Annotated in this window: 13 protein-coding genes and 1 pseudogene; 3 read left to right on the top strand and 11 right to left on the bottom strand. The window is 46.4% G+C overall.

Annotation, left to right across the window (positions count from 1 at the left end; all coding sequences use genetic code 11):
- Window positions 1–85 precede the first annotated feature (85 nt).
- The 7 genes and pseudogenes from QUA97_RS15390 to QUA97_RS15360 form a co-directional block, all read right to left on the bottom strand.
- A pseudogene (locus tag QUA97_RS15390) lies at window positions 86–1297 on the bottom strand (RNA-guided endonuclease InsQ/TnpB family protein).
- Window positions 1298–1469: 172 nt separating this feature from the next.
- Window positions 1470–2660 (bottom strand): 30S ribosomal protein S1, encoded by a 1191-nt coding sequence (locus tag QUA97_RS15385; protein ID WP_194069937.1) that lies wholly within the window; start codon window positions 2658–2660, stop codon window positions 1470–1472.
- Window positions 2661–2927: 267 nt separating this feature from the next.
- Window positions 2928–3485 carry a transcriptional regulator NrdR gene (gene nrdR / locus QUA97_RS15380; RefSeq protein WP_194009242.1) on the bottom strand — a complete coding sequence of 186 codons (558 nt, stop codon included), beginning with the start codon at window positions 3483–3485 and terminating at the stop codon, window positions 2928–2930.
- Between the two features lie 266 nt (window positions 3486–3751).
- Window positions 3752–3847 (bottom strand): photosystem II reaction center protein T, encoded by a 96-nt coding sequence (locus QUA97_RS15375; protein WP_083622085.1) that lies wholly within the window; start codon window positions 3845–3847, stop codon window positions 3752–3754.
- A 143-nt stretch (window positions 3848–3990) separates the two neighbouring features.
- Complete coding sequence (gene psbB, locus QUA97_RS15370) at window positions 3991–5520, bottom strand: photosystem II chlorophyll-binding protein CP47 (protein WP_194069939.1); 1530 nt, start codon at window positions 5518–5520, stop codon at window positions 3991–3993.
- Window positions 5521–5717: 197 nt separating this feature from the next.
- Window positions 5718–6047 (bottom strand): hypothetical protein, encoded by a 330-nt coding sequence (locus QUA97_RS15365; protein ID WP_194069962.1) that lies wholly within the window; start codon window positions 6045–6047, stop codon window positions 5718–5720.
- 222 nt (window positions 6048–6269) lie between these two features.
- Window positions 6270–7922, bottom strand: coding sequence for a site-specific DNA-methyltransferase (locus QUA97_RS15360; protein WP_333195149.1), 1653 nt, complete (start codon window positions 7920–7922; stop codon window positions 6270–6272).
- 179 nt (window positions 7923–8101) lie between these two features.
- Between QUA97_RS15360 and mnmG the strand changes: the two genes are divergently transcribed.
- Both mnmG and QUA97_RS15350 read left to right on the top strand, forming a co-directional pair.
- Window positions 8102–10018 carry a tRNA uridine-5-carboxymethylaminomethyl(34) synthesis enzyme MnmG gene (gene mnmG, locus QUA97_RS15355; RefSeq protein WP_333195148.1) on the top strand — a complete coding sequence of 639 codons (1917 nt, stop codon included), beginning with the start codon at window positions 8102–8104 and terminating at the stop codon, window positions 10016–10018.
- A gap of 283 nt (window positions 10019–10301) precedes the next feature.
- Complete coding sequence (locus QUA97_RS15350) at window positions 10302–10676, top strand: hypothetical protein (protein WP_194069945.1); 375 nt, start codon at window positions 10302–10304, stop codon at window positions 10674–10676.
- A 351-nt stretch (window positions 10677–11027) separates the two neighbouring features.
- Here QUA97_RS15350 and mltA read toward each other — a convergent pair whose 3' ends face one another.
- Together mltA and QUA97_RS15340 are read right to left on the bottom strand one after the other, a co-directional pair.
- Window positions 11028–12230, bottom strand: coding sequence for a murein transglycosylase A (gene mltA / locus QUA97_RS15345; RefSeq protein WP_333195147.1), 1203 nt, complete (start codon window positions 12228–12230; stop codon window positions 11028–11030).
- 13 nt (window positions 12231–12243) lie between these two features.
- Entirely contained in the window at window positions 12244–12498 is a 255-nt protein-coding gene (locus QUA97_RS15340) for a hypothetical protein (RefSeq protein ID WP_194009230.1), read from the bottom strand.
- Window positions 12499–13176: 678 nt separating this feature from the next.
- On the opposite strand from QUA97_RS15340, the gene carB reads away from it, so the two are divergent.
- On the top strand, window positions 13177–16488 hold the full coding sequence (carB, locus tag QUA97_RS15335; protein WP_194069973.1) for a carbamoyl-phosphate synthase large subunit: 3312 nt from the start codon (window positions 13177–13179) through the stop codon (window positions 16486–16488).
- Window positions 16489–16709: 221 nt separating this feature from the next.
- Here carB and QUA97_RS15330 read toward each other — a convergent pair whose 3' ends face one another.
- Entirely contained in the window at window positions 16710–16949 is a 240-nt protein-coding gene (locus QUA97_RS15330) for a DUF6737 family protein (RefSeq protein WP_194009231.1), read from the bottom strand.
- A 53-nt stretch (window positions 16950–17002) separates the two neighbouring features.
- Complete coding sequence (locus QUA97_RS15325) at window positions 17003–17605, bottom strand: Uma2 family endonuclease (RefSeq protein ID WP_194069951.1); 603 nt, start codon at window positions 17603–17605, stop codon at window positions 17003–17005.
- Between the last annotated feature and the right edge of the window lie 183 nt (window positions 17606–17788).

Here is a 17788-nt window from a genome sequence, read left to right as displayed (position 1 = left end):
TTGTCGAGAGTGCTGTCGGGGAAGTGTCCCGTGAGGTTGCGGGTTCTCGATGGCGCTACATAATTCTGTTTTGACACTCCCCAGCCTAAAGGCATGGGGATTCTTCGTTCACAGACCCAACTTGCTCAGACAAGATTGCTCCAGCCTGAGTAGAGGTCGAATCTCCCGAAGCGTTCGGATTTAAAATCCAGGTTCCTACATGACCTGTAGTACCCAAGGCAAAATTCAGGATGTTCCTAGCCGCATTCCAATCTCTATCTAATTCAAGTCCACACTGACAATTGTGTGTCCTCGTAGATAGTGATTTTTTGACAACTGCACCACAGTTAGAACAGTTTTGAGAAGTGTACGCTGGGTTAACGGCTACCGTTATTTTTCCAAGCTTGACTCCAAAATACTCCAACCATTTCCTGAATTGATACCAGCCAGCATCATTAATCGACTTGGCGAGACAATGATTTTTAACTAGGTTTTTAATCCTCAAATCGACCTAAGCAACCAAATCGTTAGATTGGATGACGCAACGCGCTAGTCTTTTAGCGTGTTCTTGACGCTGCCTACTTATTTTGAGGTGTACTCGCCCTAGTCGATTAATGGCTTTCTTTCGATTGGTAGAGCCTTTCTTTGTGCGAGAAACACGTCTCTGTCTAGACTTCAACCGCTTTTGGCTCTTCCTGTAAAATCTGGGGTTTGGCTCGTTATGTCCGTTGCTGTCGGTATAAAACTCTTTGAGTCCAACATCTAAGCCGATTGTCCTACCAGTCGAGTTTGTCTCGACTTGGTGGTCAATCCTGATTACAAATTGGACGTAATAGCCGTCAGCACGTTTAACCAGACGCACCCGCTTGATCTGATCTATTTGGTAGAAGTTTAAATCCCATGTCCCTTTTAGTCTTAACTTGCCAATAGCTTTCTTGTCAGTAAAGACTATTTGTTTGCGTGTCTCAGAAAGCGACCACCCAGAAGTCTTATACTCAACAGAGCGACAGTTCTTTTTAAACTTCGGATAGCCCTTTTGACCGGGAACTTGTCGTTTGCAATTGTCGTAGAACCGAGCAATTGAACTATAAGCCCGCTCGACAGAGCCTTGGCAAGCATGGGAATTTAAAGTCTTGACAAACGGAAATTCAGCCCTTAGCGCTGTGTTGTAGCGATAAAGCTCTTTCTGTCCAACACTTTTGTTGTCCATCCAGTAACGGATGCACTTGTTGCGGACAAATTGAGCGGTTCTAATCGCTTCATTTATTGCTGTATATTGGGTTGCTTTTCCTTTAGCTTTAAATTCCAGAGCGAGCATTTGACGTAGACAAACTCTACGGCAATATTCTAGCACAACAAGTCGCCCTAGAAGAGCGAGGCTTGAAACCCAATTTTCTGGTCAATCGACTGGACAAGATGTATCTGGTAATTGCGAGGTTGAAGCAAAAAAAAGAGGGATTATCCCTCTTTTTGTAACGGTGACTGCGATGTTATTCGACAGTCGCAGCAGGGATTTCCTCCTCTACTGCTTCGGGTGCGGCTTCGGCTGCTGCTTCCTCTACTGCTTCGGGTGCGGCTTCGGGTGCGGCTTCGGCTGCTGCTTCCTCTACTGCTTCGGGTGCGGCTTCGGGTGCGGCTTCGGGTGCGGCTTCGGCTGCGGCTTCGGCTGCTACCTCCGGCACGTCCTCTTCCATTGCTGAGGGTACGTCTTCGAGTATTTCGTCGGAGAGATCCAAGGCATCTGTTGAGTCTGCTGGAATGTCTATGCCTGCTTTAGCTTGCTTTTGAGCGAGCATTTTTTCGCGGAACTTAGCTGCCATTTCCTCAGCTTTTTCATAAACCAATTCGCGATTTTTGACCATCGCGCCCGGTTCGGGTTCCAACTGCTTGGTGGAGAGAGAAATCCGGCCTCTCTCAGCGTCCAAGTCAATGATCATCACTTTCACTTCGTCGTTGACATTGAAGACGCTATGAGGCGTATCGATGTGATCGTGCGAAATTTCTGAGATGTGCAGCAAGCCGCTGACTCCGCCGATGTCGATAAAGGCACCGTAGGGCTTGATGCCACGCACTGTACCGATGACGACTTCCCCGACTTCGAGGCGGTTCATCTTCCGTTCGACTAAGGCGCGACGGTGGCTCAACACTAGGCGGTTGCGGTCTTCGTCTACCTCTAAGAATTTTAATGGTAATTCTTCGGCGACTAATTCTTCCTTCGGTTTGCGGGTACTGATGTGAGAACCGGGAATAAAGCCTCGCAACCCTTCAATTCTGACGAGTGCGCCGCCGCGGTTGGTGGCAAATACTTGCGATCGCACCGTGGCATCTTCTGCTTGCAGTTGTCGCACTCTTTCCCAGGCCCGCATATACTCGATGCGCCGGATGGACAGGGTTAATTGTCCGTCTTCATTTTCATCGGTGAGGATGAAAAATTCTCTGGTTTCGTTTGATTGCAATACCTCTTCAGGGCTTTCCACTCGATTGATCGACATTTCCTGAATGGGAATGTACGCTGCTGTTTTAGCACCGATATCAATCAGAGCGCCCCTGGGTTCTATACTAAAAACTGTACCGGCTACTACATCGCCCGGGCTAAAGTGATAGTCATATTTATCAAGTAGGGCTGCAAAATCTTCGTGAGTAAAGCCGATGTCTTTGACTGTGGTTTTGAGATTGACCATGCGAATAGTTTCCTAGGATTTCTCTCCTTCATGTTTTTCGTTTGTGCCGGCAAATATGAGAGATTTTGGTGAAAAAGCGGTTAACTTCTTGCAAAATCTTTTACTAAAGTCAGTTTTTGCTAACTTTTGCCTGGTGCAACTTTGCATCCGGGCTTGCCACTGCTATTGGTGCAAACTCTACGTTAAAACGTTTAATCGTAACATTCAGAGTCAAGTAAATCATTATAACTTACCTGCATACTGCTTTATAAATTAATTTAAGGGAGTTTAGCTGCCAGTAGCGCAGGATGCGGGGCTTTCTCGATCGACTCGATCGCCATCGAGGGAATCTGCGTCAAAATCAGGCTGATTTTCTGGCTCTAGAGCTTCGTTGAGCGGATTTTGAAGGTGATTTAGGGTATCTACAAAATCTCTGATACCTCGAAACTGCCGATATACTGAGGCAAAGCGCACGTAAGCGACTTCGCTCAGGGGTCGCAGGTGCAACAATACCAGTTCCCCAATTTCTGAGCTGGCGAGTTCTCGGATCGATCGACCTTGGAGTTGCGCTTCAATTTCTTCTGCCAGAGTTTCTAGCTGCCCGGAGGACAAACCAGTTTTTTCGCAGGCCCGAACCAGTCCCCTGACTAATTTTGACCTGTCAAAAGATTCGCGCTTGCCGTCCCGCTTGATCACTGTAATCGGCACAAATTCTATGCGTTCGTAAGTTGTAAAGCGGTGCTGGCATCTCAAACACTCGCGCCGCCGACGGATGCTTTGACCTGATTCGGCTGAACGCGATTCGAGAACGCGACTATTTGTATGTTGGCAGGAGGAACAGCGCATGATTGCTGATTTTAACAGGCGTTGCCAGCAAATTGCCATTCATCTGACCGCGCGGTTAGATGAATGACTGGACTAGAAAAATGACTCGGCACTCCGGCAGTGAGTTTATGTGTCAACTAGAGCTAAAACCTAGTATCAGTCTACTGTTTGATGACTAGAGCCGATTCCCGCTTAGTATGCCAGGGGATCGATACTGGGCTATAAACGAGAGATACAAAGGTTTTTAGGCCGTTGTTGACACCCCTTGACCTCCGCCGTAGGGCTAATTATTTGCCGATCCGGGGTGGTTCCCGAAAGGCGATCGCAAAAAATAGTACACCTAAAGCTAAAGCCAGAATCAAAATGTAAGCAACGCTTTCCATGTTAAATTTTCCCTATCTTCCCTTGCCGTCTTATTTTATCTTAATTGCTGGTTTTATTTTTAACTAAAAAAACCCGGTTTCTTCAAGAAACCGGGTTTTTTGTACCGGGGAAGTTTCCGGCGTGCCCGTGGGGCTGGCGAAAACTAGATAGATTCTTCTCTTCTTGTGGTCACGTCGCCCAGTTTTTGGAACAAGCCCCACTCGACTTGTTCTTCGAGGTCAGCCTCAACTCCAGCAAACACGTCGCGGAAGATTGTCCGAGAACCGTGCCAGATATGGCCGAAGAAGAACAACAAAGCAAAGCAAGCGTGTCCGAAAGTGAACCAACCGCGAGTCGAAGTGCGGTAAACACCGTCAGACTTCAAGGTTTCGCGATCGAATTCAAAGAGTTCACCCTTTTGGGAGGCGAGAGCAAACCTTTTCACATCTAGAGGATTATTAAAGGTTTGACCGTCAAATTCGCCACCGTAAAAGCTGACAGTAACTCCTGTTTGTTCAAAGCTGTATTTTGATTCAGCACGGCGGAAGGGGATGTCAGCGCGAACGACTCCATCTTTGTCCGTCAAAACGACTGGGAAAGTTTCAAAGAAGTTCGGGAGGCGGCGCACCGACAATACCCGACCTTCACTGTCAGTAAATACTGCATGGCCGAGCCAGGTTTTGGCGATACCGTCACCGTTGACCATCGGGCCAGCGCGGAACAAACCGCCTTTAGCCGGAGAGTTGCCCACGTAGTCGTAGAAAGCCAATTTTTCGGGAATTTGCTCGTAAGCTTGTTGGAAGCTTTGGCCGGAGGCTAAGCTAGCTTGGGCTCTGCGATCGATTTCTTGTTGGAAATAGTTGCTGTCCCACTGATAGCGAGTAGGGCCAAAAAGTTCGATCGGAGTAGCAGCAGAACCGTACCACATCGTACCCGCAACCACGAAAGCTGCAAAGAACACAGCAGCGATACTGCTAGAAAGTACAGTTTCGATATTCCCCATCCGCAGGGCTTTGTAAAGACGTTCCGGCGGCCGCACGCTCAAGTGGAACAAACCGGCAATTACGCCGACTACGCCCGCTGCAATGTGGTGAGCCACGATGCCACCCGGATTGAACGGATCGAAGCCTTCAGGGCCCCAAGCAGGCGCCACTGGCTGGACGTGACCGGTCAGGCCGTAGGGGTCGGACACCCACATTCCTGGGCCGAAAAGTCCCGAAAGGTGAAATGCGCCGAAGCCGAAGCAGAGCAAGCCGGAGAGGAACAGGTGAATGCCAAACATTTTTGGCAAGTCGAGGGCGGGTTCGCCGGTGCGGGAGTCTCTGAAGAGCTCCAAGTCCCAGAATACCCAGTGCCAGACTGCTGCTAAGAACAGTAAACCCGAGAGGATGATGTGAGCGATCGCAACGCCTTCAAAAGACCAGAAGCCAGGATCGACGTTACCTTGGCCCGTGACGCTCCAACCGTTCCAAGAACCGATGACTCCCAAGCGAGTCATGAAGGGCAGCACGAACATCCCTTGACGCCACATCGGGTTCAGAACTGGGTCTGAGGGATCGAAAATTGCTAGTTCGTAAAGGGCCATCGAGCCGGCCCAACCTGCCACGAGGGCAGTGTGCATTAAGTGTACAGAAATCAATCGGCCTGGGTCATTTAAGACGACTGTGTGTACGCGATACCAGGGTAGTCCCATTGACTGCGGTTCTCCAAGGTGTAAGTGATGATGTCATTTTGACGGAAAATTCAGATTTTCCATCCCGAGCGGTGATGTCCGGGGTTTAAATTCTGCCTTTTGCCGAATCCTTTCTACCTTCACAGGAGGAGGTATAAAAATGAAAGTTATTTAAAGAAGTGTATCGAGTGTTAGAACCGATTGCAATATGTTCGACATTACATTAATTGTGGGCTATCGATCCAGCAGCGGGCGGCGATCGCCCCGAGGCGTTCGAGAACTTGCTCGGCATCGATGAGTCTGGTAAGGGTGACGTTGCCAATATTTTTTCCTGGATCTGCCGGATCTAGAGGGGTTCCGGGCTGGACTTCTACCATGAGTACAGCGTCTTCTACGCGGTAGAGCCACATTTTTTCATTTCGATCCGAAAGACAGAGGTTGAGCTGTTGGATATCCGGCTGTCGTCTCCAGGCGGCGGCTGTCCACTCGCCACCAACCCCCCAGACGCGCCCGACTTTCCAGCCGTCGGATAAGAAAAAATATTTCACTTGTGTACGCTTGAGATTTTGTTGTCTAACATAGCGCAAAATTGCCACAGTAGGGAATTGTTGAACCGCGAAGACGCGAAGGCCACGAAGGAAGAGTAGAGAAGAGGAGTGAAGAGAATAGTAGTCCTGGACTCATTTAGACATAATTCTGTCATTCTGAGTGAAACGAAGAATCTCAAAGCTTTGCAGCAGCACAGTCCGTAACTCCTCTATCACTATTTTCTAAATGTCTAGTTCTAACTGTTTCGATTTAACTTCCATTTGTTTTTCGGCTGACTTCACTACTTCAAAACTCAGGCGAACATCGAGCCTTTTTTTCTGTTCTAACATTTCCCTAATAGTAACAATTTGTATTTTATCGGAACTTTGATTCATATATTTGCTTTGATATATTCCGGCTGATTTGGCAGTTTTAATCATGTCCTTAGTTGGGTCTTTTAAACTGATAAAAATGCCAAGCGCCGCTTGTTCGAGGGTAATTGTTCCTTGCAAATCACGGATGTCTCCTGATTGCACCTTCCCTGACTTGACTTGCACGATAATCTTTTCTGGTTCATCTTTGTCACCTTGAAAGTAAGCAATGCCATCTATTCCCTTATCTGCACCTTTCTTGGCGTTAATAGTTGCCCGATTATTAGTATAGGTAAGCACAGCCCATTTTTCAAATTCTTTGCGAGTGCGATCGTCTTTTTTGTTAGCAAGGGCAACTGCTGCTTCCATGTCTTTAGGAATGCCATTTAACTTAAGTTGTTCAAGTACACCTTTCCCAAAAGAATCCTCAAGGCGTTTGAGAATCAAACTAATACTTTGATAAGTAATGTCAATTCCGATCCATTGGCGGTTGAGGCGTTGAGAGGCGCAGACGGTAGTACCGCAACCGCAATAAGCATCTAAAACTACATCACCTTCATCGCTGCTAACTTGAATAATTCTCTCTAAAATAGCTAAAGGCTTTTGTGTGGGATAGCCAAGTCTTTCTGCTGACTGTGACTGAATGGGTTTGATATCATCCCAAATATTCTGCAATGGCGTACCTGACATTTCATCCAGATAGCGTTTGTATCGTGGTACTGTTCCCGGTTTAGTCTGAATTACTCGCCCTTCAGCAATTAACTGATTCATGTTTTCCTGACTGTAACGCCAGTAACGCTTAACGCCCATAACTTCATAGTAAGGATTGCCTTTTGCTTCACCGCCAGGACCAGTCAGGTTGTCAAGTTGATACCGTCGCCCATCAGCATCAGTATGTTTATAAAAGCTTGTTACATAGTCTTGAGTGTAGGCTAGAAATTGAGTATTAAATTTATAATCTTTACTTTTACTATAGTATAAAATCACATCAGTAATATTTCCGTAGGCTTTGCGGCCTTGTTTAGTATCGCTGTGAGCATTTGTCCGCTTCCAGACAATTTCATTGATAAAATCTCCCCCCTGGGGACAAAAAATTGCATCTAATACTAATTTTAAATAGTGACTAACTGTAGAATCGCAATGTAGATAAAAGCTACCAGTAGGTTTTAAGACTCGATGAATTTCAGCTACTCGCAAAGTCATGTGAACCAAATATGCGAATAAACTACCTTTGCTCAAGACCTTTGTTAAACCCGCGATTAGATCGATACTTTGTGATGTAAATTTACCTTGGTAATTTTCCAAGATTTCAGCTAAACCTTGATTGGCATAATTGTCCCAAGTCCAAGTGTCAATAAAAGCTTGTGCTTGGGCTTGGTCTTCCTTGCCAATATTGTTGTAAATTTGGTTGTAGTTGCGTTTTGAGTTAAAAGGCGGGTCAATGTAGCACAAATCTACTGATTCGTCTTTGATGTGTCTGCGTAGGACATCAAGATTGTCACCGTAAAATAGTTGATTTACCATTTTCGCTATTTCCTTTAAATGGCTGGTATAACTGCTGCTGATCTCTGTATTTGACGACATATTTTGAATTATACTATATAATGGTATCCACTAAACAAGCTCCCGGATTAATTACTTCCCAGACTCAAGACGGAATTAATCCTTCAATTTAAAATCTAAAATCTAAAATCTAAAATCGAATGACCGCACAAACCACAGTACAATTCCAAGATAGTTTCGACATCATCGTAGTTGGTGCCGGCCACTCCGGCTGCGAAGCCGCCCTCGCCACTTCTCGCCTCGGATGTCGCACGCTTTTACTCACCCTCAATCTCGACAAAATTGCGTGGCAACCATGCAATCCGGCTGTCGGCGGGCCCGCGAAAACTCAACTTACTAACGAAGTGGATGCCTTGGGCGGCGAAATCGGTAAAATGGCCGATCGCACTTATCTGCAAAAGCGCGTCCTCAACGCTTCGAGAGGCCCCGCAGTTTGGGCTCTCAGAGCACAGACAGACAAGCGGGAATACGCCGCCGTGATGAACAATATTGTCGAAAATCAAGAGAACTTGACCGTCCGCGAAGCGATGGTTACAGACTTAGTTTTGGGCAAAAATGAAGAAATTATCGGCGTTGAAACATACTTCGGCGTTGCCTTTGAATGCAAAGCCGTAATTCTCACCACTGGAACTTTTTTAGGTGGCACAATTTGGGTTGGCAATAAGTCGATGCCGGCCGGACGTGCCGGAGAATTTGCCGCCGTCGGTTTGACAGAAACTCTCAACCGTTTGGGCTTTGAAACTGGCAGGTTGAAAACAGGAACTCCGGCAAGAGTTGACAAGCGGACTCTCGATTACACCAACATGGAACCGCAGCCGGGAGATGCAGAAGTTCGTTGGTTTAGTTTCGATCCTGAAGTTTGGGTGGAACGGGAACAAATGCCTTGTTACCTAACTCGAACTACGCCAGAAACTCACCAGTTAATTAGAGACAATTTGCACCTTTCTCCGGTTTACGGCGGCTGGGTTGATGCGAAGGGGCCGCGCTATTGTCCGAGTATTGAAGATAAGATTGTCCGGTTTGCGGATAAGGAAAGCCACCAGATTTTTATTGAACCGGAAGGTAGGGATATTCCTGAACTTTATATCCAAGGTTTTTCGACTGGTTTACCGGAAAGTTTGCAATTGCAAATGCTGCGGACTCTTCCTGGTTTGGAAAAGTGCGAGATGATGCGCCCTGCTTATGCTGTGGAGTACGATTATTTGCCGGCAACTCAGTGCTTTCCAACGCTGATGACTAAGAAGATTGAAGGGCTATTTTGCGCGGGTCAGGTGAACGGTACGACTGGCTATGAAGAGGCGGCGGCACAGGGGATTGTGGCGGGGATTAATGCGGCTAGATTCGCGAAAAATCAGGAGATGATTGTGTTTCCTCGCGAGCAAAGTTATATCGGGACTTTGATCGATGATTTGTGTACGAAGGATTTGCGGGAACCTTACCGGATGCTGACTTCGCGATCGGAATATCGGTTATTATTGCGATCGGACAATGCAGATCAACGCTTGACTCCGCTCGGACGGGAAATCGGTTTAATTTGCGATCGCCGTTGGGAGTTATTTGAGCGCAAACAAGCTAATATTATCGCGGAAAAAGCCCGTTTGTACTCGACTCGCGTCAAAGAACACGACGAGCTGGGGAAGAAGATTTTGGCCGATACTCAACAAGCGATTAAAGGTTCAATTACTCTCGCTGATTTGCTGCGCCGTCCCGGTTTTCATTATGTCGATTTGGAACGTTACAATTTAGGTGATTCCAGTCTAGAATTAGCCGAGAAAAATGCTGTAGAAATTGACCTCAAATATTCCGGTTATTTGCAAAGACAGCAAAATCAAATTGATGACATTGCCAAACACGAACGCCGTCAACTGCCGGGGGATTTGGATTATATGGCAATTACAACTCTCTCGAAGGAGTCGCGGGAAAAGTTGACTAAAATTCGGCCGCTGACTATTGGCCAAGCTGCGAGAATTGGCGGGGTTAATCCGGCTGATGTCAATGCTTTGTTGATTTATCTGGAAGTGCGAAATCGCCAGCAGCCGGCTGCTGTGGGAAATTGAATTAATAAAACCCAAAAATTGCTCGGCTTTGTCTTAATTGTTGGTTAAATGGTACGCGATTTCGGCAGGGAAACGGCGCTGGGTTCTTTTATTGAGCGTGCGAGCGTCCCCGATCGCGTATTGTACTCGCGATCGAGGACAGCACTATAAATGCACAACTGAGATGCTCCCAGGAGGTTTTATTGGCGAGTTTAATTTAATCCATCTACCCGAAGCAAAAGCAACTGGTTAGATATGGTAAAATATGACCGATCTTGATTAAGCTAACAAACCAAAATTGGTCATGAACTATGATGAGATCGCTGGCTTGTGTCAGCAGCTTGGATACAGGGAGAAGTTGCGTTTAGCTCAAATGCTGATCCAGCTAGCCAGAAAAGAAGAGGAAAATCAAAACCCCCAACATCGAATTGCAGGGAATTGGAAAGAATCCTCACCAATTCAAAATAACTCTGATATAATTCAATATGTTTTTGAAAGGATTATCAAGTTAAAGCCAACCAGAAGAAGTACCCTTCAGAATTCGATCCATGCTATGTTTCAGTTTCAAGGTGGTATTTCTGAGGTTGAACAAGAAAGAATTATCGTGGATCTTCAACGGTTACAATACATACGCATTGATGAAAATAATAAAGTGACGTATTTAAAGAAAAGTCCGTGACTGTTTGAGGATCTAAAACTTAATAACTTAACCACTTCCTACACTCCTTTCTCATGTAAGTGGCGAGATAGAAGGAGGTAAAGCCTCTGGTTCTGTATTACCAGGCAGAGTCTGGTAATATAAATTCCGGTTGCACTCCTCATGATGTTAACTGTTAACAGTCAACAGTGAATTTACTATTCCGATGAAGAGAGGATTTGATATAACGAGCAATCAAGATTCGTGACAGGCGGAAAAATTCGTGAAAAACCCGGTTTCTTGGGTTTTTGCCTCGCGCGGCGCAGTCAGAAACCGGGTTTTTTGTTAGCATCGGGAGGAACGATCGCAATTACGCACGAAAGCCGAATTAATCTACTTTAAAAGCGGATAATACAGTTCTCCTGTTGAGTTGATATAACCCGCGCGATCGCCCGCCAAATTTCCGGTTCCCATAAATACATCAACTCTCCCCGCGCCTTTAATTGCACCGCCGGTATCCTGATCCAAAACATACCGATTCACGGCATTTTGTTCGAGTTTTCCCGCCGCATTGGGATAAGGCAATTTGGTGCTAATTAATGCTAGCGCGCCGGGGGGCATTAAAGCTTTATCTGTGGCGATCGATCTTTCGGCAGTTACCGGCACTCCGATGCTGCCAGTCGGCAGTGCTCCGTTAGTGTCCCGGAAGAACACAAAGCTTTGATTTTTCGGCAAATACTTGTCCATCTCTGCCGGAAAACTGGTGAAATATGCGGTTAGTTTCGGCAATGTTAACTCCTCTAAAGTAAACTTGCCGTCCTTAACTAATTCTCGCCCTACTCCTGTATAATTGCGACTGGTTTTACCTGCGAAACCGACTGTCATCTCGCCGCCTTCTGCTAGCTGCAATCTTGCGGAACCTTGGACTTGCACGAGAAATGCTTGGAATCGATCGCGCAACCAAACTAATTCTAATCCCCGCAGCAATCCTTTGCTTCCCTGCAAAGCATCTGCACCTTCCAATTCCAATCTAGTCGGGTGAGGTTTCGACCAAGAACCGAGGTTTGGCGGCACTCGGTACAGGGGATAACGGTATTCGGAATTAGGCGTGCGAGATGCTGCATAAGTCGGCTCGAAATAACCGGTAAATGCCACTGTTCCTTTGCCGTCTTTGCCGATCGATTTGTAAAAAACAAATTCTCGCTTGACAGATTCTTGGAGTTGTGCTGGTGTAGTGGAACTGACTACTAATTGGCGGAACCGATCGAGGGAACGGCGGACTCGATCGCGCGTAATTCCCGAAACTGGGTAGCGGCTGTAAGCACTGGCGGCGGCTGATGTATTGAGATAGCGGAGGCTGTTGTCGATCGACCTTAACAGCAATTGGCGATCGCCCGGTTGGCCATTTTCGCCCCAGATTTGAGCGTCAAGCCCGATCGACTCCAACTCGGTCGCCTGCAATTGATTTATACTAACTGGTTGCAGCGACGGAACTGCAACGGCGGGCACCGAAAAAGCGATCGCCAAAATACAACACGCGATCGTCAATAATTGATAGCGAACAATCTTGATCAATTTCCAATTTTCCCCAATCATTTAATAATTTTGCTTATTCCTCGTATCGTTCGATACTAGAACTAAATAGCGGTTCTACCCGAATTCCGAGAATGCTGCTAGGCCGAATTACCATGTATTCGCCTTGAATATTTTTGATCGGGACATTGACAAATTCTGACGAATCTTGTTTGGGAACCAGAGTTTTATACCACTGTTGAAAATCTTGCAGGGTTGCAAAACGGATTTCTTCGCGGTGGCCGCCCTCAAGCAGCAGGTGCACTGAATATTCGCTAGGAGTTCTAGGCATATCTGTGTTTGAGATTTTGGATTTCAAGCTTTGGGAACGATTTTATATTTTACCTCTTACTCGGCGCATTCCCCGATCTAAGCAGATTCGATGGAGCCAGAGGAGACGGCTGGCGGCGGCTTCCTTGCTTCGGTTGCGCGGTACAAGTCGCGGGCGAGGCTAGAGAGATGGCAAACTGGTAGGGTGCGCCCGCATACCGATTGACTGTGTACCTGGAGAGTGATAGCGGTGCGCCCCCACACCCTACTAGCATCGGTGAAATTTGTAGGCTGCGCCGATTAAGGTGTCAGCAAAATTTAATAATTCAGGACGCCTTGCACACCGAAACCTGGTTTCTGACTAGCCCTGCTGGCGCAACTCGCGCGATCGATCTCGCACCAGAAACCGATTGTGTATTTTAGAACACGATTCGACCGCAACACTTAAAATAGTCTGGATTTAGCGATCGACTGCACCATTTTCCCATCAATATTTCTCGTTAGCTGGCAGTATCAGCCAACCGCAGTCGCGAGGTTCCGCTTCCAAAATGCTGATAATGGTGCACAATTTCAAATTAACAACAAAACTTGCGCTGTTTTGAGTAAGCTTTTGGTGGAACAGCTCAAAAAGCCTGTTTCTAAGAGCGATGCAAAATATCAAATGTATCCTCAATCTCGTCCAATTACCAATTACGAACCTATGCCCCGTCGCCAAGACTTAAAAAAGATTCTTCTCATTGGTTCCGGCCCAATTGTCATTGGCCAAGCGTGCGAATTTGACTATTCGGGGACGCAAGCTTGCAAAGCTTTGCGAGAAGAAGGTTATGAAGTAGTGTTGGTGAATTCCAACCCGGCCACAATTATGACCGATCCCGAAACGGCCGATCGCATTTACATCGAACCTCTAACCCCAGCCATCCTAGAACAAATCATCGCCCAAGAAAGACCCCAAGCAATTTTACCGACAATGGGCGGTCAAACTGCACTAAATTTAGCCGTTGCCGTCGCTAAAAATGGCGTTTTGGAAAAATACAGCGTCGAGTTAATTGGTGCTAAATTGCCAGCCATTGAAATGGCAGAAGACAGGCTGTTATTTAAGGAAGCGATGGCGCGAATCGGTGTCGCAGTTTGTCCTTCGGGAATTGCCAACAATCTCGACGAAGCCAAAGCAATCGGCCACCAAATCGGCAGTTATCCGTTAATTATCCGTCCGGCTTTTACAATGGGCGGCACGGGAGGCGGCATTTCTTACAATCAAGAAGAGTTTGAAGAAATGGCCCAAGGTGGTATTGATGCGAGTCCGGTGTCGCAAATTTTGATCGAACAATCTTTGATCGGTTGGAAAGAGTACGAACTGGAAGTGATGCGGGATTTGGCAGATAATGTAGTGATTATTTGCTCGATCGAAAATCTCGACCCGATGGGCGTGCACACTGGCGATTCAATCACCGTCGCACCGGCTCAAACTCTCACCGACAAAGAATATCAGCGCCTGCGGGATGCTTCGATTAAAATTATCCGCGAAATCGGAGTTGAAACTGGCGGTTCTAACATTCAATTTGCCGTCAATCCAGTCAACGGAGATTTCATCGTCATTGAAATGAACCCCCGGGTTTCCCGTTCCTCCGCCTTGGCCTCAAAAGCAACCGGTTTCCCGATCGCCAAAATGGCTGCAAAATTAGCCGTAGGTTACACCTTAGACGAAATTTCCAACGATATTACCAAGAAAACTCCCGCGTCTTTTGAGCCGACAATTGACTACGTAGTGACGAAAATTCCCCGATTTGCTTTTGAAAAATTCCCCGGTTCGGAACCGACTCTGACAACGCAAATGAAGTCAGTGGGAGAGGTAATGGCGATCGGGCGCAGCTTCAACGAATCTTTCCAAAAAGCGCTGCGGGGACTAGAAACCGGCCGCGCAGGCTTCGGGTGCGACAAACCGGAAAAATTGCCGAGTTTGGAACAAATTCGCGCCGGATTGCGGACACCAAATCCCGATCGCATTTTTACAGTTCGCCACGGGATGATGATGGGAATGTCGGTGGAAGATATCTTTGAACTCACAGCAATCGATCCCTGGTTTTTGGATAAAATGCAGGAATTGTTGGAAGCAGAGAAGTTCTTGAAACGAACAACGCTCAAGCAGTTGACAAAAGAGACAATGTTTGAAGTAAAGCAGTTGGGATTTAGCGATCGCCAAATTGCTTACGCCACCAAAACATCGGAAGATCAAGTCCGCGCCTACCGCAAAGAATTGGGCGTAGTGCCGATTTACAAAACAGTCGATACCTGCGCCGCGGAATTTGAAGCATTCACACCTTATTACTATTCCACCTACGAAGCGGGAGCGGCAATTTGGGAACAGGGCGATGAAGAAAAGAAAATTTCACCTGTCGGTCACAGTCTCGCACCGGAGTCGGAAGTTTTGCCTTCTACTAAGCGAAAAGTGATGATTTTAGGCGGCGGGCCGAACCGCATCGGACAGGGAATTGAGTTTGATTACTGTTGCTGTCACGCTGCTTATTCCCTAGGCGAGGACGGGTTTGAGACAATTATGGTCAACTCGAACCCGGAGACAGTTTCTACAGATTACGATACGAGCGATCGCCTGTATTTTGAACCGCTAACTAAAGAGGATGTTCTTAATATTATTGAGGCGGAAAATCCCGAAGGAGTAATCATTCAATTTGGCGGACAAACGCCGTTAAAATTGGCGATTCCTTTACAAAAAGCTCTCGAAAATCATCCCGACGTACAAACAAAAATTTGGGGGACTTCGCCGGATTCTATCGATACTGCTGAAGATAGGGAGCGATTTGAAAAAATTCTGCGACAGTTGGATATTCAGCAAGCGGCTAACGGTTTGGCGCGCAGTTTTGAGGATGCTTTAATCGTCGCTCAACGCATCGGTTATCCGGTGGTGGTGCGGCCGAGTTACGTGTTGGGCGGGCGAGCAATGGAAATTGTTTATTCCGATACGGAATTGGAACGTTACATGACCTACGCGGTGCTGGTAGAACCGGAGCATCCGATTTTAATTGACAAGTTCTTGGAAAATGCGATCGAGGTAGATGTAGATGCGATCGCCGATATGACCGGCAATGTGACGATCGGCGGTATTATGGAACACATCGAAGAAGCGGGAATCCACTCCGGCGACTCGGCTTGTTCCATCCCTTACCAAACCCTTTCTGAGAAAGCGGTAGAAACAATTCGCCGCCAGACAGTGGAACTAGCAAAAGCCCTGAAAGTGATCGGGTTGATGAACATTCAATTTGCTGTCCAAGGCGAAGAAGTTTTCATTTTAGAAGCTAATCCACGGGCTTCTCGCACAGTACCTTTTGTGTCAAAAGCGATCGGAGTTCCCCTAGCAAAAATCGCATCGCGAGTCATGTCCGGCCAAACTCTAGAAGCTTTAGGTTTTACTAAAGAGATCGTACCAATTCACGTTTCTGTGAAAGAGGCGGTGCTACCGTTTGCTAAGTTTCCGGGAACTGATACTTTGTTAGGGCCAGAAATGCGATCGACTGGCGAAGTCATGGGGATTGACACAGATTTTGGCAAAGCATATGCCAAAGCTCAACTCGGTGCGGGACAAGTGATGCCGTTATTCGGAGTCGTGCTGGTTTCAATGTGCGATCGCGATAAACTAGCAGTGGTACCGGTTGTGAAGGAATTCTTAGAATTAGGTTTCAAAGTAGTAGCAACTCACGGAACGCGCAAAGTTTTGCGAGAGCAAGGTTTAGATGTATATTTGGAATTGAAACTGCACGAAGGGCGGCCAAATTTGTTGGATTCGATCAAAAATGAAAAAATCCAACTAATTATCACCACACCTTCCGGCGAAGAATCCCGCGCCGACGGAACCTTTATCCGCCGCACAGCTTTGAGTTACAAAATCCCGATTATTACCACAATCGCCGGTGCCAAAGCCACAGCAGCGGGAATTCGATCGCTCAAATCCAACCCGATGAAAGTGAAAGCAATTCAAGACTATTACCCGCAAGCGTAGAGTTATTGTAGGGCGCGAAACACTGTTCGATCGTTAGGCCATCGATCTCCCTGGCGCCCCCTTCTTAAGGGGAGACAAGAAATGCTCAAATTCTCTCTGATTGAAGGGGAGATAGGAAAGGCTCAAATTCCCCCTTTTTAAGGGGGATTTAGGGGGATCGAGACTTTGCTATAAATTTAGTGTAATTATGGGCGCACCCACAAACAGCGCACTACCAAAACCTAATCTGAATGAGAATCTAAAGCACCGCTAGACACCATCAACTTCGGCCAAACCAACAAGAAAAACCCCATCCAAGCCAATAAAGGAATCGCGACTAAAACAGTTATCCAAACAGTTTTTAACACAAACCAACTACCGCCAATCAGACTCGTGCCAGTCAAAAGAATCGACCAAGGCTGACACCACCAAGGTTTGTAGTCCCAAGCACTAATAGCTTTTTTTTCAGAAACAGATTTCATATTTTCAGTAATTTTGTATAGATTGGCGATCGGGCTATCTAGAGGAAACCAATTTAAACGTTCATCACCTCTTCTGCTGTCAGCGTTAATTCAGGAAAAGTCCGCGATACAATTCGTTCGCTGCCTTTGAACGCACTTCTTTGATAGTTGCCCTCTGCATCCAAAAGGTGAACAAATACAGTTGGAACTTTGGGATTTCCCAGAAATTCCCTACTACCAATTGCTAAGTAATCGACAATCCAATACTCAGGAATTCCGAGGCGCTGGTACTCGTCCAGTTTGTCGATATAATCGTCATCCCAATTTGTTGATGTTACCTCCACCGCCAATTGAATTGGTTCCCGCAACGCAGCATAAGCAGAACGGTTCGATCGCCATAAATCGATCTCGATTACGCTGACATCCGGTCTCCGCCCTTGTTCAACACCGGCTTTACTTACAGTTTTGATAACGGCTGTATTGTTGACCACATAATTCAAATTCAATCGCCGAATTTCATCGTTGAAGTCAAATAACAAGACATTAGCAACATCATCATGATTTCTGGTGGAATTCATTTCTACAATTTCTCCATTGACCAGTTCATAGCGTCCATCTTCTGGACATTCTACAAGGAATTGGTCAAAGGTTAATTTTTTCGTGACTGTTGCAATCATAAGATTTATCCTTATTTTGCAGTAATACTATTAGTCTACATTACCACAGGCAGGAATGAATTTGTTTTTTTGATCGCAGATATCCAATTCTACAATCAAAAATATACAATCAAAAATCTCAAATCGATTCAGGTAAATGGTAAAATACGATCGCCAGCCGGCAGATTGAGTTAAATATGTCAC

Origin of the sequence: Microcoleus sp. CZ3-B2, assembly GCF_036705055.1 — a bacterium.
Classification (GTDB): domain Bacteria; phylum Cyanobacteriota; class Cyanobacteriia; order Cyanobacteriales; family Microcoleaceae; genus Microcoleus.
This window is presented reverse-complemented; position numbering and strand designations above follow the sequence as displayed.